Below are 21,242 nucleotides of genomic sequence, written 5' to 3' on the forward strand. Positions count from 1 at the left end.
AGCATTCTTTTTTACACACAAAAACCCCACACATTGCCATGTGTGGGGTTTTTGCCTTTGGCCGAGTCTGCAGGCCAGGGAACCTGAGTGAACTCACGCCCCTGGTGCAGCCTGCGGCAGCGCCTACATCAGAAGTGAACGTTGGTGCTGAGCAGCGCGGTGCGCCCCGCCGCCTGGTTGGCGAAGTGGGTGCTGAACGCTTTGTCGTAATAGGTTTCGTTGGTCAGGTTTTGCACGTTGAGTTGCAGGTCGACGTTCTTGGTCAGCTTGTAGGCGGCCATGGCGTCGTAGCGCACGTAGGAATCGACCATGGTGGTGTTGGCCACGCTGCCGAAGACGTCGTCGACATAGAACGCACCACCGCCGACGGTCAGTTTTGGCGTCAGGCTGTAGGTGGTCCACAGGCTGGCGCTGTTTTTCGGCGTGTTGGGCAGTTGGTTGCCATCGTTGGCCTTGCCCAGTGGGCCGCCGTCGATTTGTTTGCCGTCCAGGTAGCTGTAGCCGGCGAACACCTGCCATTTGTCGGTGAGCTTGCCGCTGGCCGACAGTTCCAGTCCGTCGACCCGGGTGGTACCGACGTTCTCGTAGGACGTGGTGTTGACCTGGACTCGGGCGTTTTCCTTCTCGGTGCGGAAGATGGCGGCGGTCAACGACAGGCGATCATTGAGCAGGTCCCACTTGGTGCCCAGCTCGTAGTTCTTGGTGGTTTCCGGCTCCATGTCGCTGCTGAGCACGTTACGGCTGCGGTCGGTGGTGCCGCCCAGCGGGTTGCCTTCCTGACCTTCGCCCAGGGTCGCGCCCGGCGGGGTGGCCGAGGTGGCGTAGGAGGCATAGATGCTGCCGTGCTCGGTGGGCTTCCATACCAGGCCGAACTGGCCGGTGATGAACTCGCTGGTGTCCTTGCCTTTGGCCGGCACGCCGTTGTTTACCACGGTGGCACCGGCGTTGTCGTAGGTGCGGTATTGAGTGTCGAAGTGGTCGTAGCGCAGGCCCATGTTCACCAGCCACTGCGGCGACAGTTCCAGGGTGTCGAACACATACAGCGCGCGGGTGTTGCTGGAGGTGTCGGTGCCGGCGTAGTTGCGCGAGATCGCGCCATTCCACGGGTCATCCGGGTTCGGGTTGCTCAGCGAGGTGCAGTTGTAGTTGCTGGGCAGCCCGATGCTGCCCGGGGTGCAGACGCTGGGGTTGCCGGCGACCAACGGGGTGGTTTCGGTGTCGACGTTGTACGAGGATTTTTTGCTTTCCTCGTGGCTGAACTCGATGCCGGTGGCGAAGCTGTTCTTGAACCCAGCCACATAGAAGTCACCGAACAGATCGGTCTGGTTGGTGGTGGTGGCGGTGTTGCTCACCCGGGTGTTGGCCCGGCGCCATACGCTGCCGTTGTTGACGTTGCGCTGGCTGTCGTCGGGCTGGGTGAGGATGTAGTCCTGCATGCTGGTGCCGTGACGCAGGGTGTTCTTGATGGTCAGGGCGTCGCTCAGGTCGTGTTCGATGGCGAAGGTCGCGGTGTCGACCCGGCTCTTGCGGAAGTCACGATCGGTCAGGCCGTAGAAGTTGCTGCTGTCGCCCCCGGCGTAGGGTTTGTCCGGGTTGCTTTTGGTCCGCGCGTTGCCGCCCCCGGCCGGAATGGTGTACGGGATACCCGAGTCCGGCAGGTCGTCGCTTTGCAGGTGGTAGTAGTCGAGGTTGACCCGGGTATCGGTGCCCAGGCCAAAGGCCAGGGACGGGGCGATGCCCCAGCGGTCGTAGTTGACCTTGTCGCGCCCGGCGACGTTGCTTTCGTGGCTCATCAGGTTCAGGCGACCGGCGGCGCTGTCGCTGAACTGGTAGTTGCCGTCAAGGGTGTAGCGCTGGGTCTGGTCCGAGCCCCAGGTGAATCCGCCGTCGAAGCTGTTGCCCAGGTGGGCTTTCTTGCTCACCAGGTTGATGCTGCCGCCCGCGGCGCCACGTCCGCCGATGGCCGAGTTTGGGCCTTTGCTGACTTCAATCGACTCCACGGCGAAGATTTCGCGGCTCTGGGAACCGGTATCGCGCACGCCGTCCAGGTAGGTGTCGCCCTGGGCGTCGAAGCCGCGGATAAACGGACGGTCACCTTGTGGGTTGCCACCTTCGCCGGCTCCGAAGGTGATGCCGGGCACGGTGCGCAGCGCATCCTGCATGGAGAGGGCGCCGGTGTCCTTGAGAACCTGCTGGGGGATAACAGTGATCGAGCGCGGGGTGTCGATCAGCGGTGCGGTGTACTTGGGCGAGGAGGCTTTCTCGACCTGGTAGGAGGTGGGCTCCTGGGCTTCGCCGGTGATGGCGGTGGCGTCCAGGGAAATGGCATTGCCCGAGGTTTTCTTATTGGTGTCTTCAGCCGCCTGGGCCAGGTGGGCCGCAGAGCCGGCGCTGAGCGCCACGCCAATTGCAGAGGCAAGCAGACGCGGTGAACTGACAGCAGAAAGTGGTAGTTGGCGTGACATTTTATTCCCCTCCCCAAGGATTTGAGGCCGCGGAATATAGGAGAAACAAGTATCTGTATCAATTGCGAAATGTTTCCATTCGCACTAAATTTACATTCTTTACAATTTCCCTTTACGGTTTTTACGAACTCATCCGTCATGCCGGTTTTACAGCGTCAATAAGAATCAATATCATCGCTGATCCTCGACCTTCAGGTACCTCGCCATGTTGCTGCACATTCCCGGCTTGTTCACTCGCGAAGAAGTGCTGCGCATTCGCCAGGCCCTGGAGCAGGCCGATTGGGCCGACGGCAAGATCACCGCCGGTTACCAGTCGGCCAAGGCCAAGCACAACCTGCAACTGCCCGAAGGCCACCCCCTGGCCAAGGAGATCGGTGCGGCGATGCTCGAGCGGCTGTGGAGCAACCCGCTGTTCATGTCGGCGGCGCTGCCGCACAAGGTGTTCCCGCCGCTGCTCAACTGCTACAGCGCCGGTGGCAGTTTCGATTTTCATATCGACAACGCGGTGCGCCAGCCCAAGGGCAGCCCCGAGCGGGTGCGCACCGACCTGTCGTCGACCCTGTTTTTCAGCGACCCCGAGGATTACGAAGGCGGTGAACTGGTGATCCAGGACACCTTTGGCACCCAGCAGGTGAAGCTGCCGGCCGGTGATATGGTGCTGTACCCCGGCACCAGCCTGCACAAGGTCAACCCGGTGACCCGGGGCGCCCGCTATGCCTCATTCTTCTGGACCCAGAGCCTGGTGCGTGAAGACAGTCAGCGTGCGCTGCTGTTCGAGATGGACGGGGCGATCCAGGCGCTGACCCGGGACGTGCCTGATCATCCGTCGCTGATTCGCCTGACCGGCACGTATCACAACCTGTTGCGGCGCTGGGTCGAGGTGTAGGCCGTGAGTTATCAACTGCGGCGCGAGGAAGTCCTCGACGGCGAGCAACTGCGCGCCATGCTCGACCACAGCCCGGCCCGCGCGGCCCAGGCAGTGCTGATCGCGGCCAAGGCCGAAGTGCTCGACGCCCAGGCGTTGCTCGGGCAGATCCTGCTCGACGGCTTGGGCATCGAGCAGGATCAGGCGCTTGCCGTGCGCTGGTTTGAAATCGCGGCCCGGCGTGGGCACCTGATGGCGCGCAATATGCTCGGGCGTTGCGCGGAGCATGGCTGGGGCTGTACTGCCGACCTGTTGGCGGCTGCCGGCCATTATCGCCAGGCGGCCGATGCCGGGCTGGATTGGGGCTTGTACAACTACGCCAACCTGCTGGCCACTGGGCGCGGCGTGCCGCAGGACCAGGCGCAGGCCTTGGCTTGTTATCGCCGGGCCGCGGCGTTGGGGCATGCCAAATCCATGAACCTGCTGGGGCGGTACCTGGAAGAGGGGATTGTCTGCCCGGCCGACCCGGAACTGGCCCGAGACTGGTACCGCCGCTCGGCCGAGGGCGGCGATTTTCGCGGGCAGTTCAGCTACGCGGCGGTGCTGGCCGACGCCGGTCGTATCGACGATGCTCTGCATTGGCTGCGCCAGGCCCTGGCGGGTGGCAACCTGAAATTCCTCAGCGTCGCCCACCGCGCCCTGCTCAGCGCCACCCATCCGCAAATCCGCGCCCTGGCCACCGAGTACCAACAGCGCGCCGCCCAGCTAAGCCCGTAGCCGCTGCTGAGGCACGAGGCTGCGCTGGCCTGGTTAGGCGCTGAAGATCAGGCGTCGGCAAAAGCGACAGGCGAAAAAAAGCCCATGTCGATGCATGGGCTCCTCTCTTGCAGCTTGTCGCTTACAGCTTGCTACTGCTCTTAAACATAAAACGATTTCAGCGGCGGGAAGCCATTGAATTCCACCGCGCTGTAGCTGGTGGTGTAGGCGCCGGTGGACAGCCAGTACAGGCGATCGCCGATGGCCAGGTTCAGGGGCAGGCCGTACTTGTAATTCTCGTACATGATGTCGGCGCTGTCGCAGGTCGGGCCGGCGATGACCACTTCTTCCATCTCGCCTTTCTTCTCGGTCCAGATCGGGAACTTGATGGCTTCGTCCATGGTTTCGATCAGGCCGGAGAATTTGCCCACATCCGTGTACACCCAGCGCTCGACGGCGGTACGGGATTTACGCGCCACCAATACCACTTCACTGACCAGGATCCCGGCGTTGGCGATCAACGAACGGCCTGGCTCGAGGATGATTTCCGGCAGTTCGTCACCGAAGTCTTCCTTGAGGAAACGGATGATTTCTTCAGCGTAGGTTTCCAGGCTGTTGGTGCGGGTGATGTAGTTGGCCGGGAAGCCACCGCCCATGTTGATCAGCTTGAGGTGGATGCCGTCTTCTTCCTTCAGGCGCTCGAAGATCACTTTGACCTTGGCGATCGCCGCGTCCCAGACGCTGATATCACGCTGTTGCGAACCCACGTGGAACGAGATGCCGTAAGGCACCAGGCCCAGGTCACGGGCCAGGATCAGCAGGTCCATGGCCATGTCGGTCTGGCAGCCGAATTTGCGCGACAGGGGCCAGTCAGCCGTGGTCGAGCCTTCGGTCAGGATCCGCACATAGATTTTCGAGCCCGGCGCGGCCTTGGCGATGTTGCGCAGGTCGGCTTCGGAGTCGGTGGAGAACAGACGCACGCCTTTCTCGTAGAAATAGCGGATGTCCTTGGATTTCTTGATGGTGTTGCCGTAGCTGATACGGTCGGCGCTGACGCCACGGTCCATGACCTTGTCCAGCTCGTAGATCGAGGCGATGTCGAAGCTCGAGCCCTTGTCCTTGAGCAGGTCAATGATCTCGACGGCCGGGTTGGCCTTGACCGCGTAATACACCTTGGCGAATTCGAAACCGGCGCGCAGGTCATCGTAGGCCTGGCTGATCATCGCGGTGTCGATCACCACGAACGGGGTTTCTTGCTTGTCGGCGAACGCCTTCATTTTGTCAAAAGTGGCGCGCGCGAAATAGTCTTCGACGTTGATCGACATGCTGGGAACTCCTACTGGCAAACTAAATTGATCAATGGGTGCAAATGAACGTCCTCCGTATCCCCACTTTGGTTCGCCTACTTCCCAAGGCATGTCGCCGAAAGCAAAAAGGCCATGGGGCGCTGCCCTTGGCCTTGCTGTCTCGTCGTCAGTACTTGAGCCGGATGGATCGTTTCCAGCATGGACGTTCGGCGCGAACTTTAGGGCGTGAGGGGCCTGAGATCAACTAAAAATGTCGCGTTTTTGCACGCGTCTGACCTGCGTAATCGATATCACTCTTTGTAGCCGACCGAGATGACGGACAGATGTTCCCCAGGATTTTTCCAGTGTTAAAAATACCTGCACGTTCGAAGCTTTTGTGCGCTAAGTCGCAGGCAAGTGTGATGGCGTCAACATCGGCGACGTTGGCGGCGAGAGGGTGGCGTGAGGCGTATTTTGGCTGTTTTGCACAGTACGGTCGGTCTGTTTTTACGGGTGGCGCTGTTGATATTTTTTTCCGGCTGCGAGTGCCGATGAAGTTGCATGAGGCCTATGGCAGAGGGCTAGTTCGCGAAGGCATTTTTACCGTCACATCATTGCTGAGTGACATTTCGCTTTCGCGAGCAAGCCCGCTCCCACCGTTTTTGTATTTTTACGCGACTACAGCCTCAGCCGGCGAGACGATATTGGTCTTCATCCCGCGTGATCGCCCCGAACTCAGATAAGCGGCAATCGACTCCTGGGTCACTTCACCCAGGAACACGCGATCAGCGTCCATCACCGGCAACCACGAACGGTTGAACTCATACATCCGCGACAACAGGATGCGCAGGTGTTCGTCATAGGCCGCGGTGGCGTTGAACTCGCGCAGGTATTGGGCACAGGTGCCGGTCTGGCGGTGCAGGTCGCGGCGACGCACGTAACCCATGGCTTTGTTCTCGCCGTCGGTCACCACCACGTAGCGGCGGTCGTGTTCGTCCATCAGCTCCAGGGCATCGGCCACCGGGGTTTCCGGGCTGACTGACGGCGCGTTGTCCGCCGCGTCCTCGGCCTTGACCAGCAGCAGGCGCTTGAGGGTGCTGTCCTGGCCGACGAAGTTGCTCACGAACTCGTCCGCCGGGTGCGCCAGCAAGGTGTCCGGATGGTCGATCTGCAGCAGCTTGCCGGCACGGAAGATCGCAATCTTGTCCCCCAGCTTGATCGCTTCGTCGATGTCGTGGCTGACCATGATCACGGTCTTGTTCAGCGCGCGCTGCATCTCGAAGAACTCGTTCTGGATCATCTCGCGGTTGATCGGGTCGACCGCGCCGAACGGCTCGTCCATCAACAGCAGCGGCGCATCGGCGGCCAGGGCGCGGATCACGCCGATCCGTTGCTGCTGGCCACCCGAGAGTTCACGCGGGTAGCGGTGCAGGTACTGCTTGGGTTCGAGCTTGATCATGCTCATCAGCTCGCGGGCGCGGTCGTGGCATTTCTGCTTGTCCCAGCCCAGCAGCTTGGGCACGACCACGATGTTTTCTTCGATGGTCATGTTGGGGAACAGGCCGATCTGCTGGATCACGTAGCCGATGTTGCGACGCAGGGTCACTTCATCCAGGTCGGTGGTGTCTTCGCCGTTGATCAGGATCTTGCCCGAGGTCGGCTTGATCAGGCGGTTGATCATTTTCAGCGTCGTGCTTTTACCGCAGCCCGACGGGCCGAGGAATACGCAAATTTCGCCTTCGTTGACGGTCAGGCTCACGGAATCAACGGCGGTGATGGTCTTGCCGTTGCTTTGGAAGGTCTTGGTCAGGTTTTGAAGTTCGATCATTTGAGCAGTCCTTTTGGAGTCAGCGTGCGTTGCAGCCATTGCAGAAGCAGGTCGGCGAAGATGGCCAGGAGACTGACCAGCACGGCGCCGACGATCAGCATCGACATATCGCTGCGGCTGATGGAAGCCAGAATAAGTACACCCAGGCCGCCGGCGCCGATGGTGGCGGCGATGGTCATCACGCCGATGTTCATCACCACGGCGGTGCGCACCCCGGCGAGGATCACCGGTACGGCGATGGGCAGTTCGACCATGCGCAGGCGCTGGCCGAAGGTCATGCCGATGCCCTTGGCCGCTTCGCGGATGCCGGGTTCGACCCCGGTCAGGGCCAGGTAGGTGTTACGCATGATGGGCAGCAGGGAGTAGAGGAACACCGCGGTGATGGCCGGCATCGGTCCCAGGCCCTGGCCGAACTTGGAGTAGAACGGCAGCAGCAGGCCGAACAGGGCGATGGACGGCACCGTCAGCAACACCGTGGCGCTGGCTTGCAGCGGGCCGGCCAGGGTCGGGAAGCGGGTCATCAGCACGCCCAGGGGCACGCCGACCACGATGGCCAGGATCACGGCGATGCCCACCAGGGTGATGTGCTGCCAGGTCAGGTGCAGCACCTGTGTCCAGTCAAGATGGGAAAAGGCGTTCAGAAATTCCATGTCTTCTCCTCTTTATTGGGTGATCGGGTGTTGGCGCAGGAAATCTGCGGCCACGGCGGACGGGCTTTCATGGTCGACGTCGACCCGTGCATTCAGCTGGCGCATGGTTTCGTCGTCGAACAGGGCGGCCAGCGGCTTGAGCTCCGCGGCGAGTTGCGGGTGGGCGTCGAGATAGACCTGACGCACCACCGGCGCTGCGGTGTAGTCGGGGAAGTAATGCTTGTCGTCTTCCAGCAGCTTCAGCTTGAACGCGTTGAGGCGCCCGTCGGTGGTGTAGACCAGACCGGCAAACACCTGGCCATTGCGCAGGGCGGTGTAGACCAGGCCGGCGTCCATCTGCCGGGTGTTTTTGCGGGTCAGGTTCATCTCGTACAGCTTGACCATGCCGGCCATGCCGTCGGAGCGGTTGGCGAACTCGGTGTCCAGGGCCACCAGGCGGTTTTCCTTGGTCTTCTCGGCCAGCGCAGCGGTCAGGTCGCTGATGCTGTTGATCTGCGGGAATTCCTTGGCCACGTTCTCTGGCAGCGCCAGGGCGTAGGTGTTGCTGAATTTCGACGGAGAAAGCCAGACCAGGCCTTTTTTCGCATCGAGTTCCTTGACCCGGGCGTAGGACTGTTCGCTGTCGAGTTTCTCGTCGACGTGGTTGTAGGCCACCAGCGACACGCCGGTGTATTCCCAGATCAGGTCCAGCTGGCCACTTTCCTGGGCACTGCGCGCCAGGTTGCTGCCCAGACCGCCGGTGACGCGGGTGTCATAACCCTTGGTGCGCAGGTACTGCGAGGTGATTTCCGCCAGCAGCGTCTGCTCGGTGAAGACTCGGGCGCCGATGCGGATGACCGGCTTTTCAGCCGCTTGGGCGACGCCTGCGAACAGCAGGACGCAGCCCAGTATCAAACTTAGCTTTTTCATAAGGATTCCTTTGCTCGGCCTGGCGATTAAGACGGGCGCAGACCGCGTTCCAGCCAGAGGCGGCTGGCCATGGTCACGATGCCGTCAAGCAGCAGTGCCAGCAGTGCGGTACAGGCCGCTCCCAGTAGCAGTTGCGGCTGATTGTTCAGGGCGATCCCCGGGAAAATCAGGCTGCCCAGGCTGTTGGCGCCAATCAGGAAGGCCAGCGGCGCGGTACCGACGTTGATCGCCAGGGCCACGCGCACGCCGCCGATGATGATCGGCACGGCATTGGGCAATTCGACTTTCCACAGCACTTGGCCCGGGGTCATGCCGATGCCGACGGCGGCTTCCTTGAGCGAGCCCTGGACGTTTTTCAGGCCTTCGTAGGTGTTGCGCACGATCGGCAGCAGGGAGGCGAGGAACAGGGCAAAGATAGCGGGGCCGCTGCCGATGCCGAGAATCCCCAGGGCGATGGCCAGTACGGCCAGAGGAGGGACGGTGTTGCCGATGTTGAAGATCTGCATGAAGCGTTCAGCGCGTCCCACCATGTGCGGGCGACTGAGGTAAATGCCGGCCGGGATGCCTACCACCAGGGCAGCGAGCATCGACACCAGGACCAGAATCAAATGAGCTTGCAGGTAGAACAACAAATCGTCGCGGTACATTTCGATGGTATTAATGCCGATCCAGTGGACCAGCAGGGCCAGGAGAGCGACGACAACCGCTCCTCCTATCAGCCCTTTGCCATAGCGAATAGCCACAGGCGGACTCCTTTATGTCAGTCGGCGCACACATTTCCGGGCGGCATTGCCATTCCTGGCTGCCGGTGAATGTGGTCGCGAAAAGCAGCTCGCCAATGCCGGCAAAACGGCATGAGGTCGAGCCATGAGCGCAGCCTCGTCAGGCTAACTTGCTGATATTTCAGCCCCTGATGAAAGCGTGTAGCAGGGGAGTGGACGTCTGCACCTTTTAAAAGGTTCCATAGTTGACAGCATTTAGCCATCGCCAATTGCCCAACGGTCCCCGTCCAAACCCTCTCTTGTAGCCGCTGCCTCCGGCTGCGCTGTCCCTCGAAACCGCCTCCACTGCCTCGAATGTAAGTTGGCGTCTGGTCCGAACGGCGCAGCCTGCGGCCGCGGCTACAGGGGCGTCGACGGCAGGCCGAGCGGTGGCCTGGAAGGCTTGCTTTACGCTATACTCGCCGCCCTTTTTTGAATCACCGCCAGGCGATTTCCCATGACCAAACAGGCCGCCGAAGTCGCGAAACGCCGCACTTTCGCCATTATTTCCCACCCGGATGCGGGTAAAACCACCATCACCGAGAAGCTGTTGCTGATGGGCAAGGCGATTGCGGTCGCCGGTACCGTGAAGTCGCGTAAGTCCGACCGTCATGCCACTTCCGACTGGATGGAGATGGAGAAACAGCGCGGGATTTCCATCACGACCTCGGTCATGCAGTTCCCTTATCGCGAACACATGATCAACCTGCTCGACACCCCGGGCCACGAAGACTTCTCGGAAGACACCTACCGCACCCTGACTGCGGTCGACTCGGCGCTGATGGTGCTCGACGGCGGTAAGGGCGTAGAGCCACGGACCATCGCCCTGATGGACGTCTGCCGCCTGCGCGATACGCCGATCGTCAGCTTTATCAACAAACTCGACCGCGACATCCGCGACCCGATCGAGCTGCTCGATGAAATCGAAGCAGTCCTGAAGATCAAGGCCGCGCCGATCACCTGGCCGATTGGTTGCTACCGCGACTTCAAGGGTGTGTACCACCTGGCCGACGACTACATCATTGTCTACACCGCTGGCCACGGCCACGAACGCACCGAAGTGAAAATCATCGAGAAGCTCGATTCCGATGAGGCACGGGCTCACCTGGGCGACGAGTACGACCGCTTCGTCGAGCAGTTGGAGCTGGTGCAGGGCGCTTGCCACGAATTCAACCAGCAGGAATTCCTCGACGGCCAGTTGACCCCGGTGTTCTTCGGTACGGCCCTGGGTAACTTCGGGGTCGATCACGTGCTCGACGCCGTGGTCGATTGGGCTCCCAAGCCTCTGGCCCGGGTCGCCAACGAGCGCACCGTGGAACCGGTTGAAGAGAAATTTGCCGGCTTCGTGTTCAAGATCCAGGCGAACATGGACCCGAAACACCGCGACCGTATCGCCTTTATGCGTATCTGCTCCGGCAAGTACGAGAAAGGCATGAAGATGCGCCATGTACGTACCGGCAAGGACGTGCGCATCGGCGACGCCCTGACCTTCTTTTCCTCCGAGCGTGAACAACTGGAAGAAGCCTTCGCTGGCGACATCATCGGCCTGCACAACCACGGCACGATCCAGATCGGCGACACCTTTACCGAAGGCGAGGCCTTGGGTTTCACCGGTATCCCGCACTTCGCCCCGGAACTGTTCCGTCGCGTGCGCCTGAAGGATCCGCTCAAGTCCAAGCAACTGCGCCAGGGCCTGCAACAGCTGGCCGAAGAGGGCGCGACCCAGGTGTTCTTCCCGGAGCGCAGCAACGACATCATCCTCGGCGCCGTCGGTGTGCTGCAGTTCGATGTGGTCGCCAGCCGCCTGAAAGAGGAATACAAGGTCGAGTGCTCCTACGAGCCGATCACCGTGTACTCCGCGCGCTGGATCGAGTGCAGCGACAAGAAAAAGCTGGAGGAATTCTCCAACAAGGCCGTGGAAAACCTGGCCATCGATGGCGGCGGTCACCTGACCTACCTGGCCCCGACCCGGGTCAACCTGGCATTGATGGAAGAGCGCTGGCCGGACGTGAAATTCCGCGCCACCCGCGAACACCACTAACACTGCCGCACCCCAAAGCCCCGCTGTTGACCCAGCGGGGCTTTTTCATGGGTGACGGATTGGTGGGAGTGGCGCCAGGTCGGCGTACATAACCACTGGCTGTAGGACCTAGTCGAAAGCAATCTACCCATGTGGCGGCTTCCGGGTGGCTCATCTGGAAAACCCCATCCATCACGACTAGTTTCACAGCAGTGCCACAGGCCCGAAGACTCAAGGCCTGTGGCCATCAATGGTGCACCTACGAACGGATGGGATCGGTCATGAGCGTCTTTCAACGCGTGGTGTTGTTGATCAAAGTGCTGGTGCTGTTATCGGTGGGGACTTCGGCGGCCTGGGCCCATGCCGGAGTGCAGCAGGAACCTGGCGCGTGGGCGGCAAAAAGCCCCCATGGCAGTGCGCTGATGCTGGCCAAGTCCGACTCGGAAGCCGGGGATCAGGGGCAGGGCGGGAGCAAGGGCGACGATGATTCGACCACCGACGACCCGGATCCTGACAGCGATGATGACGGCGATAACGACAGCTGACAGATAGACGCCTCCCTGGCTGCGGGTGCTATGCACCCATGCCCTGGGAGGTTTGAGCGAAACCGGCGCCCCCGGATTGATTCCGGGGGCGTTTTTTTGTGGCTCAGCCGAGAAACTGTTCGGCGTAGTGGCAGGCGACCTGGCGGTTGTCGAGGAGGCGCAAGGCCGGCTCTTCAGTGCTGCACAGTTCAGTGGCGTAAGGGCAGCGTTTGTGGAAGGCGCAGCCGGAGGGCGGGTTCAGCGGGTTGGGCAACTCGCCGACGATCTTGATTTTCGGTTTGTCCGGATCCGGGTGAATGGTCGGCGTGGCCGAGAGCAGGGCCTGGGTGTATGGGTGCAGAGGCCTGCTGTAGATCTCCTCCTTGGGACCCATTTCCACCGGCCGGCCGAGGTACATCACCATTACCTGGTCGGCGACGTGCCGCACCACCGCCAGGTTGTGGGAGATAAACACGTAGGCGGTGTTGAACTCCTGCTGCAGGTCCATGAACAGGTTGAGCACCTGGGCCTGGATCGATACGTCGAGGGCCGAGGTCGGTTCGTCCGCCACCAGCACCTTGGGTTGCAGCATCATGGCTCGGGCCAGGGCGATGCGCTGGCGCTGGCCGCCGGAAAACATATGGGGGTAGCGCTGGTAATGCTCGGGGCGCAGCCCGACCTGTTTCATCATCGCCTGGACTTTTTCGCGGCGCTCGGCGGCAGACAGCTTGGTGTTGATCAGCAGCGGTTCGGCCAGTTGGTCACCGACCTTCTGCCGTGGATTGAGCGACGCGTACGGGCTCTGGAACACCATCTGCACGTCTTTGCGCAATTGCTTGCGCTGCGCCTTGTCGGCCCCGGCCACTTCCTGCCCGGCGATTTTCAACGAGCCGGAGGAGGGCTCTTCGATCAGAGTCAGGGCGCGGGCCAGGGTCGACTTGCCGCAACCGGACTCGCCCACCACGGCCAGGGTCTTGCCGGCTTCGAGTTCGAACGACACCCCATTGAGGGCGCGCACCAGGGCGGTGCCCTTGAACAGGCCACGGGACACTTCGTAGTGACGGGTCAGGTCGCGGGCGGTAAGAACGACGGCCATTACGCCACCTCCTGATTCAGCGGGTAGAAGCAACGGGCGAGGCTGGCGGCTTTCGGGTCCAGGCCTGGGCGTTGCTGCCGGCAGTGGTCCTGCACGTACGGGCAGCGCGGCGACAGCAGGCAGCCCTGGGGCCGGTCATACCGCCCGGGGACAATGCCCGGCAGGGTCGAGAGACGCGCCGCGCCCATGCTGTGTTCGGGAATCGCCGCCAGCAACGCTTCGCTGTAGGGGTGAGCGGGAATGTCGAACAGCTCCGGCACCTGGCCGACTTCTACCGCCTGGCCGGCGTACATCACGCACACCCGCTGGGCGGTTTCGGCCACCACCGCGAGGTCGTGGGTGATCAGCACCAGGCCCATGTTCTGTTCCCGTTGCAGGTTGAGCAGCAGGTCCATGATCTGCGCCTGAATGGTCACGTCCAGGGCCGTGGTCGGCTCGTCGGCAATCAGCAGCTTGGGCTCGCCGGCAATGGCCATGGCGATTGCCACGCGCTGGCTCATGCCGCCAGACAGTTGATGGGGGTAGGCGTTCATGCGGCTGGCGGCGCCGGGAATTTCGACTTTTTCCAGCAGCTCGATGGCACGCTTGCGGGCCGCCTTGCTCGACATTTTCAGGTGCAGGCGCAGCACTTCCTCGATCTGGAAGCCCACGGTGTAGCTCGGGTTCAGCGCGGTCATCGGGTCCTGGAAGACCATGGCCAGGTCCTTGCCGACAATCTGTCGGCGTTGCCGCGCGCTGAGCTTGAGCATGTCCTTGCCGTCGAAGTGCAAGGCGTCGGCGGTGACGATGCCCGGGTGCTCGATCAGCCCCATCAGCGCCATCATGGTCACCGACTTTCCGGAGCCCGATTCGCCGACGATGGCCAGGACTTCGCCCTTGTCCACGCTCAGGTCGAGGCCATCGACCACGGGGACGGCCTGGGCGTCGCCGAAGCGCACGTTGAGATTCTTGATTTCTAGCAGTGACATGGGAATCTCCTCAGGCGGCGTTTTTGAGTTTCGGGTCCAGCGCATCGCGCAGGCCGTCGCCCATCAGGTTGATTGCCAGCACGCTGAGCAAAATGGTCAGGCCGGGCAGGCTGACGACCCACCAGGCGCGCTCGATATAGTCGCGGGCCGAGGCCAGCATGGTGCCCCACTCCGGGGTTGGCGGTTGTACGCCGAGGCCGAGGAAGCCCAGGGCGGCGGCATCGAGAATCGCCGAGGAAAAGCTCAGGGTCGCCTGCACGATCAGCGGTGCCATGCAATTGGGCAGCACGGTGATGAACATCAGGCGCGGCAGGCCGGCACCGGCCAGGCGCGCGGCGGTCACGTAGTCGCGGTTCAATTCGCCCATCACTGCGGCGCGGGTCAGGCGCACATATGACGGCAGGGACACGATGGCGATGGCGATCACGGTGTTGATCAGGCCAGGGCCGAGGATGGCGACAATCGCCACCGCCAGCAGCAGCGAAGGCAGGGCCAGCATGATGTCCATCAGACGCATGATGGTCGGGCCCAGCAGGCGCGGGAAGAACCCGGCGAACAGGCCCAGCATCACCCCCGGGATCAGCGACATGACCACCGACGACAAGCCGATGATCAGCGACAGTCGCGAACCCTGGATCAGCCGTGACAGCAGGTCACGCCCCAGTTCGTCAGTGCCCAGCAGGAACTGCAGTTGCCCGCCTTCGAGCCAGGCCGGCGGGGTCAGCAGGAAGTCGCGGTATTGCTCGCTGGGGTTATGGGGCGCGACCCAGGGGGCGAAGATTGCACAAAAAATGATCAGCAGCATGAACAGCAGCCCGGCCACGGCGCCTTTGTTGCGCGAGAAAGCGTGCCAGAACTCTTTGTACGGGGAGGGGTAGAGCAGGCTTTGATCGACTGCTACCGAGGAGGTTGGAGTGCTCATAGGTCTTGATCTCAGCGCTGGTGGCGGATGCGTGGGTTGGCAAAGCCGTAGAGGATATCCACCACGAAGTTGACCAGAATCACCAGGCAGGCAATTAACAGGATGCCGTTTTGCACCACGGGGTAGTCCCGGGCGCCGATGGCTTCGATCAGCCACTTGCCGACCCCGGGCCAGGAGAAGATGGTCTCGGTCAGGACCGCGCCGGCCAGCAGTGTGCCGACTTGCAGGCCGACCACCGTCAGTACCGGAATCAGCGCGTTGCGCAGGCCGTGGACAAACACCACCCGTGCTGGCGACAGGCCTTTGGCCCGGGCCGTGCGAATGTAGTCTTCGCGCAGCACTTCGAGCATCGAGGAGCGGGTCATCCGCGCGATCACCGCCAGGGGAATGGTGCCGAGCACGATGGCCGGCAGGATCAGGTGATGCAGGGCGTCGAAGAAGGCCCCCGTGTCATCGGCCAGCAGCGTGTCGATCAGCATGAAGCCGGTTTTCGGCTCGATGTCGTAGAGCAGGTCGATGCGCCCGGAAACCGGGGTCCAGCCCAGGCTGACCGAGAAGAACATGATCAGGATCAGGCCCCACCAGAAGATCGGCATCGAGTACCCGGCCAGGGAGATGCCCATGACCCCATGGTCGAACAGGGACCCTCGTTTCAAGGCCGCGATCACCCCGGCCAGCAGGCCGAGGATGCCGGCGAACAGCAGGGCGGCCATGGACAGCTCCAGGGTCGCCGGGAACAGCGAGGTGAACTCGGTCCAGACACTGGTGCGGGTACGCAGGGACTCGCCCAGGTCGCCATGGGCCAGTTTGCCGATGTAGTCCAGGTACTGGGCGTACAGCGGTTTGTTCAGGCCAAGGCGCTCCATTGCCTGGGCATGCATCTCGGGGTCGACCCGGCGTTCGCCCATCATGACTTCCACGGGGTCGCCGGGAATCATGCGAATCAGGGCAAACGTCAGCAAGGTGATGCCGAAGAAGGTGGGGATCAACAACCCCACGCGGCGGGCGATAAAACTAAACATCTTCTGGAGTACCTCATCAGCCGGTTAGGCGTACCCGGCCTCCTTGGGGTCAAGGGGGCCAGGCGTTTCTTAGAACCTGGTCACGATCTGCGGCGCTGGGCTCATGGCGCGTCAAACATGGCCGGGCGTTGCTTGCTGGAGCGTGAACAGGTTCATTTCTACTTCACCTGGGTCGTGGCGAAGTTGTTATTGGTCAACGGGTTCTGGTGGTAACCCTCGACGTTCTTGCGCATGGCCGTGAACATTTTTGGATAGGCCGTGGGTATCCAGGGTTGGTCTTCAGCGAAAACCAGCTGGGCTTGTTCATAGAGTGCCGCGCGTTGCGTCGGTTCGGTGTCGGCACGGGCCTGATCGATCAACGCTTGAAAGGCCTTGTTGCACCAGCGGGCGTAGTTTTCGCCGTTTTTCGCCGCATCACAACTCAAGTTCGGTGTGACGAAGTTATCCGGGTCGCCGTTGTCGCCAGCCCAGCCGGCCGTCACCAGATCGTGTTCGCCATTCTTGGCCCGTTTGAGCATCTCTCCCCATTCCATGACGCGGATGTCGAGCTTGAGTCCGATCTGGGCCAGGTCGGACTGCATCATTTGCGCGCCCAGCAACGGATTGGGGTTGGTCGGGCCGCCGCCGTTGCGGGTGAACAGGGTCAGCACGGTGCCTTCGGGAACCCCGGCTTCCTTGAGCAGCGCCCGGGCCTTGTCGAGGTCGCGCGCCGGGTTTGTCAGGCTCCGGTTGAAGCCTAGCAGGGTCGGCGGGTAAGGCCCGGTGCCGAGTATGGCGTTGTCCTTGCCGTACAGGCTGTCGACGTAGGCCTGTTTGTCGAAGGCGATATCGATGGCCTTGCGTACCCGGACATCGCTGATATAAGGGCGGGTGGTGTTCATCGCGGTGTAGCTGGTGATCATCGCCGCCAGCTCGGCGAGCTTGAGGTTGGGATTGGTCTTGATGCTGGGGATGTCATCGGGCTTGGGGTAAAGGGCGATCTGGCATTCGTTGGCCTTGAGCTTTTGCAGGCGCACGTTGTTGTCGGTGGTGATGGCGAAAATCAGCGGATCAGCCGGGGGCGCACCACGGAAGTACTCCGGGTTGGCCTTGAACCGGACCTGGGCATCCTTGGCGTAACGGTTGAAGACGAAGGGCCCGGTGCCGATCGGTTTGCTGTTGAGCTCGGCGGTTTTGCCGGCCTTGAGCAACTGGTCGGCGTATTCGGCCGGGTAGATCGAAGCAAAGGCCATGGCAATGTCGGCGAGAAAGGGCGATTCACGCCGGGTCAGGGTGAAGACCACGGTGTGCTCGTCGACTTTCTCGACGCTCTTGAGCAGCTCCTTGAAGCCCATGCTCTCGAAGTAGGGGAAACCCACGCTGGATTTGTCATGCCAGGGATGTTTCGGGTCCAGCTGGCGCTGGAAACTCCAGAGCACATCGTCGGCGTTCAGGGTGCGGGTCGGCTTGAAGTAATCGGTGCTGTGGAACTTCACCCCTTGGCGCAGGTGAAAGGTGTAGCGCAGCCCATCTGGGCTGATCTCCCAGGACTCGGCCAGGGCGGGCTGGATGTCTACGGTGCCGGGCTTGAAGTCCACCAAACGGTTGAACAGGGTTTCTGCCGCCGCATCGGCGGTGACTGCGGTGGTGAATTGGACGATATCGAAGCCTTCCGGGCTGGCTTCGGTACAGACCACGAGGGGCTTGGCCCAGGCGCTTGTGGCAAGGGTCAGCAGGGCGGCGGCGATGGCCGCTTTCAGGGGAAGCAATTTCATCAGGAACCCTCTGCAATTAGTTGAACCAGATTAGCTTGAATGGCGGACTCTTCCTGAGTCCGCCCTCCGACTGGCGGCCTAGAGAATGTTGAATGGAATGGTGGTCACCAGGCGGAACTCGTTGAGGTTGCCGTCGGGTTGTTCGGAGCTGGCGCGGTGCGTGGTGTAGGTCGCGCGGATCGCGGTGGCCTTGAGCGGGCCGCTCTGCACCGCATATGAAGCGCCGACGCCGTACTCCTGGTGCTTCTCGCCGTCCATCAGGCGCAGGTCGCTGCGCGATTTACCCGATGTGCCATAGCCGATGCCGGTGTACTTGTAGTTCGTACCATCGATACCCCAGCCACGCGCGCTGTATACGTTGAACTTGAGACCCGGTACGCCGTATTGGGCCAGGTCGAGGCCATAGGCGATCTGGAACGATTTCTCGTTCGGGGCGTTGAAGTCCGACAGCAGGGAGTTGGCCAGGTAGATGCCGTTGGTGTCGTGCAGGTAGTCGAAGTATTCGTCGCCGTTCACTTCCTGGTAGGAGAACGTCAGGGTATGGGCCTGGTGGGTCAGCCCCAGGGACAGGCTGTAGGTGTCGTTGTCGATGCCGCCGATCTTGGCTTTGCCGCTGTCGGTGGTCTTGTAGTAGTTGAGGCCGGTGGTCAGGCTCAACACCGAGCTGTCACCCAGTTGGTGGGTGGCGCCGAAGTAGTACTGGTTCCAGAAGTCTTCGACGTGGCTGCCGTAGAGGCTGGTCTTCAGGCTTTTGGTGGGTTGGTAGTTGAGGCCGGCGATGTTGACGTGGTCGGTCTCTGCCCGTTGCTGATACTCGGAGACGAACTTGGTCACGCTCTGCTCTGAGCGTGGCGATACGCGGTCGTAGGTGCCGAGGTCGAACGACAGGTTGTTGAATTCTTCGCTGTGCAGGCTCACCCCCTGGAAGCTGGAGGGCAGTGGCCGGTTACCGATGACGTCGACCACTGGCGTGCTGACGTTCTGGCGCCCGGCAGTCAGGGTGGTGTTGGAAATCCGTGCCTTGACGTTGGCCAGGCCGAGCTTGCTCCACTGGCCCACTGCGTCGCCGTCGGCATGGGTCAGGGTACGGTTGTTCGGGCCGGCGATGTCCTTGCGGTCACGGTCCAGGGCAATCGCGTTGTAGACCGCGACTTCGGTGCTGAAACCGACGGTGCCCTGGGTAAAGCCCGAGCTGTAGTTGAGGATGGTGCCCTGGACCCAGTTGATACGGCGCGCGGTCGGGGTCGCCACGTTGTTGTGGTTGTAGGAGAAGCGATCATCGCGGCGGCGCAACTCGTTGGCGTACCAGTTGCGGGTGGTGCCCGAAAGGCTCTGCCCTTCGACGAACCCTTTGCTTTCGGCCTGGGCGCTGGTGTCGCTGAGCGTGGTCGGCACGAATTGCTGGCTGACGGTTTCGGCATGGGCCACAGCGCTGACGCTGCTGATAGCCAGGGCCAATAATGCAATCTTGCTTGGTTTCATCGGTGAGGCTCCTTTGCTTTTTATGTGCCGGTCTTCAGTGATCCGGCTATCGGTTTGGAACTCATTCAGGTCATCGCAAACGTTTGCATCAGCCGCGTTAGCCGAATTCAGGCAACAGGCCTGCATGAGGGCGAATAACGCCCCCAGGCTTTGGGTTTTCAATTATTGGTCGAGGCTGACGCCCGAGAACACGTTACGGCCGAAGGGGCTGACCTTGAACCCTTCGACTTTGGCGCTCAACGGCTGGTTGACCGTCGAGTGAGCGACAGGCGTGATCGGCACCTGCTGCTTGAGCAACTGCTGGGCCTGTTTGTAGAGCACGGTGCGTTGCTCGCGGTCGGTGATCAGCTTGGCCTGCTTGATCAGCGTGTCGTAGGCCGGGTCGCACCACATGGAGTAGTTGTTGCCGCCAATGGCGTCGCAGCTGTAGAGGGTGCCGAGCCAGTTGTCCGGGTCACCGTTGTCGCCGGTCCAGCCGATCAGGCTGATGTCATGCTCGCCGTTCTTGGTGCGCTTGATGTACTCGCCCCATTCGTAGCTGACGATTTTCACCTTGAGCCCGATCTGCGCCCAGTCGGCCTGAAGCATCTCGGCCATCAGCTTGGCGTTGGGGTTGTAGGGACGCTGCACGGGCATGGCCCAGAGGGTGATTTCGGTGCCTTCCTTGACCCCGGCGGCCTTGAGCAGCTCACGGGCTTTTTCCGGATTGTAGGCAGCATCCTTGATGCTCTCGTCGTAGGACCACTGGGTCGGCGGCATGCCATTGACCGCCAGTTGCCCCGCGCCCTGATACACCGCGTTGAGGATGCTGGCCTTGTTCACCGCCATGTCCAGCGCCTGGCGCACTTCGAGCTGGTCGAACGGTTTGTGGCGCACGTTGTAGGCGATATAGCCGAGGTTGAACCCGGGCTTTTCGATCAATTGCAGTTTCGGGTCCTGCTTGAGCGCGGCCACATCGGCGGGGCGCGGGTGCAGGGTGACCTGGCACTCGCCGGCCTTGAGCTTCTGCACCCGCACCGAGGCGTCGGTGTTGATGGCGAAGATCAGGTTGTCGAGCTTGACCCGGCTCGGGTCCCAGTAGTGTTTGTTGCCGGCGTAGCGGATTTGCGAGTCTTTCTGGTAGCGCTGGAACACGAAGGGCCCGGTGCCGATCGGCTTCTGGTTGATCTCGTTGGGCTTGCCGGTCTTGAGCAATTGCTCGGCGTATTCGGCGGAGAGGATCGCGGCAAAGCTCATGGCGATGTTCTGGATGAACGCGGCGTCCACCGAGTTCAGGGTCATGACCACGGTCAGCGGCCCGGTCTTCTCGACCTTGGCGATGTTCTTGTTCAGGCTCATCCCGTCGAAGTAGGGAAACTCGGTGGGGTAGGCCTTGCGGAATGGGTGCTCGCTATCGAGCATGCGGTTGAAGGTGAACAGCACGTCGTCGGCATTGAAGGTGCGGCTGGGTGTGAAGTACGGGGTGGTGTGGAACTTCACCCCCTCACGCAGGTGGAAGGTGTAGGTCAGGCCGTCCGGGGAAATATCCCAGCGCGTGGCCAGCCCGGGCACCACGGTGGTGGCGCCTTTTTCAAACTCCACCAACCGGTTGTACAGCGGTTCGGCGGCATCGTTGTCGGTGGCGGTGGTGTACTGCGCGGTATCGAAGCCTGCCGGGCTGCCTTCCGAGCAGAACACCAGGCTGTTGCCAGCGGCCAGGCTGATGGTGCTGGCGGCCAGCAGGCCGGTGCCGAGCAGTGCCGATAAAACCAGGGTATGACGCATGACGGTGCCTCTCCTTTTTATGTGTGTGATCAATGCGCAATAGCTCCTTCCTGGAACGTGGACGCGTCATTGATATTCAACCATCGCTTGCAGCAAACGCCGGCTCACGGATACAGATTCACCCAGCCTTGACGGTAGAGGTCATCGGCGAAACCGTAAATGCGCGGGAG

Annotated in this window: 17 protein-coding genes; 4 read left to right on the forward strand and 13 right to left on the reverse strand. The window is 61.7% G+C overall.

The window, feature by feature from the left end:
* Window positions 1-128 precede the first annotated feature (128 nt).
* Window positions 129-2,465 (reverse strand): TonB-dependent receptor, encoded by a 2,337-nt coding sequence (locus tag JFU57_RS12140; RefSeq protein ID WP_078469802.1) that lies wholly within the window; start codon window positions 2,463-2,465, stop codon window positions 129-131.
* A 205-nt stretch (window positions 2,466-2,670) separates the two neighbouring features.
* Between JFU57_RS12140 and JFU57_RS12145 the strand changes: the two genes are divergently transcribed.
* A complete protein-coding gene (locus tag JFU57_RS12145; protein WP_201129438.1) occupies window positions 2,671-3,351 on the forward strand; it encodes a Fe2+-dependent dioxygenase in 681 nt (226 codons plus the stop codon).
* A 3-nt stretch (window positions 3,352-3,354) separates the two neighbouring features.
* Window positions 3,355-4,107, forward strand: a complete 753-nt coding sequence (locus JFU57_RS12150; RefSeq protein ID WP_078469804.1) for a tetratricopeptide repeat protein — start codon at window positions 3,355-3,357, stop codon at window positions 4,105-4,107.
* A gap of 140 nt (window positions 4,108-4,247) precedes the next feature.
* On the opposite strand, the gene JFU57_RS12155 is transcribed toward JFU57_RS12150, so the two are convergent.
* The 5 genes from JFU57_RS12155 to JFU57_RS12175 all read right to left on the reverse strand — a co-directional run bounded on the left by JFU57_RS12155 (window position 4,248) and on the right by JFU57_RS12175 (window position 9,502).
* Window positions 4,248-5,411: a type III PLP-dependent enzyme gene (locus JFU57_RS12155; RefSeq protein WP_020297087.1), complete on the reverse strand. Its 1,164-nt coding sequence runs from the start codon at window positions 5,409-5,411 to the stop codon at window positions 4,248-4,250.
* Window positions 5,412-6,042: 631 nt separating this feature from the next.
* Complete coding sequence (locus JFU57_RS12160; protein WP_078469805.1) at window positions 6,043-7,200, reverse strand: osmoprotectant ABC transporter ATP-binding protein OsmV; 1,158 nt, start codon at window positions 7,198-7,200, stop codon at window positions 6,043-6,045.
* On the reverse strand, window positions 7,197-7,850 hold the full coding sequence (locus tag JFU57_RS12165; protein ID WP_078469806.1) for an ABC transporter permease: 654 nt from the start codon (window positions 7,848-7,850) through the stop codon (window positions 7,197-7,199). The genes JFU57_RS12160 and JFU57_RS12165 overlap by 4 nt, the downstream gene beginning before the upstream one ends.
* A 12-nt stretch (window positions 7,851-7,862) precedes the next feature.
* Window positions 7,863-8,759: a glycine betaine ABC transporter substrate-binding protein gene (locus tag JFU57_RS12170; RefSeq protein WP_201129439.1), complete on the reverse strand. Its 897-nt coding sequence runs from the start codon at window positions 8,757-8,759 to the stop codon at window positions 7,863-7,865.
* A 26-nt stretch (window positions 8,760-8,785) separates the two neighbouring features.
* Window positions 8,786-9,502 (reverse strand): ABC transporter permease subunit, encoded by a 717-nt coding sequence (locus tag JFU57_RS12175; RefSeq protein WP_201129440.1) that lies wholly within the window; start codon window positions 9,500-9,502, stop codon window positions 8,786-8,788.
* A gap of 475 nt (window positions 9,503-9,977) precedes the next feature.
* On the opposite strand from JFU57_RS12175, the gene JFU57_RS12180 reads away from it, so the two are divergent.
* Together JFU57_RS12180 and JFU57_RS12185 are read left to right on the forward strand one after the other, a co-directional pair.
* A complete protein-coding gene (locus JFU57_RS12180; RefSeq protein ID WP_078469809.1) occupies window positions 9,978-11,561 on the forward strand; it encodes a peptide chain release factor 3 in 1,584 nt (527 codons plus the stop codon).
* 260 nt (window positions 11,562-11,821) lie between these two features.
* Window positions 11,822-12,085 (forward strand): hypothetical protein, encoded by a 264-nt coding sequence (locus JFU57_RS12185; RefSeq protein WP_078469810.1) that lies wholly within the window; start codon window positions 11,822-11,824, stop codon window positions 12,083-12,085.
* Between the two features lie 103 nt (window positions 12,086-12,188).
* On the opposite strand, the gene JFU57_RS12190 is transcribed toward JFU57_RS12185, so the two are convergent.
* The 7 genes from JFU57_RS12190 to JFU57_RS12220 all read right to left on the reverse strand — a co-directional run bounded on the left by JFU57_RS12190 (window position 12,189) and on the right by JFU57_RS12220 (window position 21,072).
* Entirely contained in the window at window positions 12,189-13,160 is a 972-nt protein-coding gene (locus tag JFU57_RS12190) for a peptide ABC transporter ATP-binding protein (RefSeq protein WP_078469811.1), read from the reverse strand.
* Window positions 13,160-14,128, reverse strand: a complete 969-nt coding sequence (locus JFU57_RS12195) for an ABC transporter ATP-binding protein (RefSeq protein ID WP_201129441.1) — start codon at window positions 14,126-14,128, stop codon at window positions 13,160-13,162. Before JFU57_RS12195 ends, JFU57_RS12190 begins: the two co-directional genes overlap by 1 nt.
* Before the next feature lie 10 nt (window positions 14,129-14,138).
* The gene (locus JFU57_RS12200) at window positions 14,139-15,050 is read right to left on the reverse strand and encodes an ABC transporter permease subunit (RefSeq protein WP_078469813.1); all 912 of its coding nucleotides are present in this window, start codon (window positions 15,048-15,050) and stop codon (window positions 14,139-14,141) included.
* An 11-nt stretch (window positions 15,051-15,061) separates the two neighbouring features.
* Complete coding sequence (locus tag JFU57_RS12205) at window positions 15,062-16,072, reverse strand: ABC transporter permease subunit (protein ID WP_078469814.1); 1,011 nt, start codon at window positions 16,070-16,072, stop codon at window positions 15,062-15,064.
* A 158-nt stretch (window positions 16,073-16,230) separates the two neighbouring features.
* On the reverse strand, window positions 16,231-17,826 hold the full coding sequence (locus tag JFU57_RS12210; RefSeq protein WP_201129442.1) for an ABC transporter substrate-binding protein: 1,596 nt from the start codon (window positions 17,824-17,826) through the stop codon (window positions 16,231-16,233).
* Window positions 17,827-17,904: 78 nt separating this feature from the next.
* A complete protein-coding gene (locus JFU57_RS12215) occupies window positions 17,905-19,308 on the reverse strand; it encodes an OprD family porin (RefSeq protein WP_078469816.1) in 1,404 nt (467 codons plus the stop codon).
* 162 nt (window positions 19,309-19,470) lie between these two features.
* Window positions 19,471-21,072, reverse strand: coding sequence for an ABC transporter substrate-binding protein (locus JFU57_RS12220; RefSeq protein ID WP_201129443.1), 1,602 nt, complete (start codon window positions 21,070-21,072; stop codon window positions 19,471-19,473).
* Window positions 21,073-21,242 lie beyond the last annotated feature (170 nt).

Origin of the sequence: Pseudomonas sp. TH07, from assembly GCF_016651285.1 — a bacterium.
GTDB lineage: Bacteria > Pseudomonadota > Gammaproteobacteria > Pseudomonadales > Pseudomonadaceae > Aquipseudomonas.

Coding starts and splice junctions, on each gene's coding strand:
- JFU57_RS12140 (WP_078469802.1), bottom strand. CDS start 2,465: ATGTCACGCCAACTACCACTTTCTGCTGTCAGTTCACCGCGTCTGCTT.
- JFU57_RS12145 (WP_201129438.1), top strand. CDS start 2,671: ATGTTGCTGCACATTCCCGGCTTGTTCACTCGCGAAGAAGTGCTGCGC.
- JFU57_RS12155 (WP_020297087.1), bottom strand. CDS start 5,411: ATGTCGATCAACGTCGAAGACTATTTCGCGCGCGCCACTTTTGACAAA.
- JFU57_RS12160 (WP_078469805.1), bottom strand. CDS start 7,200: ATGATCGAACTTCAAAACCTGACCAAGACCTTCCAAAGCAACGGCAAG.
- JFU57_RS12165 (WP_078469806.1), bottom strand. CDS start 7,850: ATGGAATTTCTGAACGCCTTTTCCCATCTTGACTGGACACAGGTGCTG.
- JFU57_RS12170 (WP_201129439.1), bottom strand. CDS start 8,759: ATGAAAAAGCTAAGTTTGATACTGGGCTGCGTCCTGCTGTTCGCAGGC.
- JFU57_RS12180 (WP_078469809.1), top strand. CDS start 9,978: ATGACCAAACAGGCCGCCGAAGTCGCGAAACGCCGCACTTTCGCCATT.
- JFU57_RS12185 (WP_078469810.1), top strand. CDS start 11,822: ATGAGCGTCTTTCAACGCGTGGTGTTGTTGATCAAAGTGCTGGTGCTG.
- JFU57_RS12190 (WP_078469811.1), bottom strand. CDS start 13,160: ATGGCCGTCGTTCTTACCGCCCGCGACCTGACCCGTCACTACGAAGTG.
- JFU57_RS12195 (WP_201129441.1), bottom strand. CDS start 14,128: ATGTCACTGCTAGAAATCAAGAATCTCAACGTGCGCTTCGGCGACGCC.
- JFU57_RS12200 (WP_078469813.1), bottom strand. CDS start 15,050: ATGAGCACTCCAACCTCCTCGGTAGCAGTCGATCAAAGCCTGCTCTAC.
- JFU57_RS12205 (WP_078469814.1), bottom strand. CDS start 16,072: ATGTTTAGTTTTATCGCCCGCCGCGTGGGGTTGTTGATCCCCACCTTC.
- JFU57_RS12210 (WP_201129442.1), bottom strand. CDS start 17,826: ATGAAATTGCTTCCCCTGAAAGCGGCCATCGCCGCCGCCCTGCTGACC.
- JFU57_RS12215 (WP_078469816.1), bottom strand. CDS start 19,308: ATGAAACCAAGCAAGATTGCATTATTGGCCCTGGCTATCAGCAGCGTC.
- JFU57_RS12220 (WP_201129443.1), bottom strand. CDS start 21,072: ATGCGTCATACCCTGGTTTTATCGGCACTGCTCGGCACCGGCCTGCTG.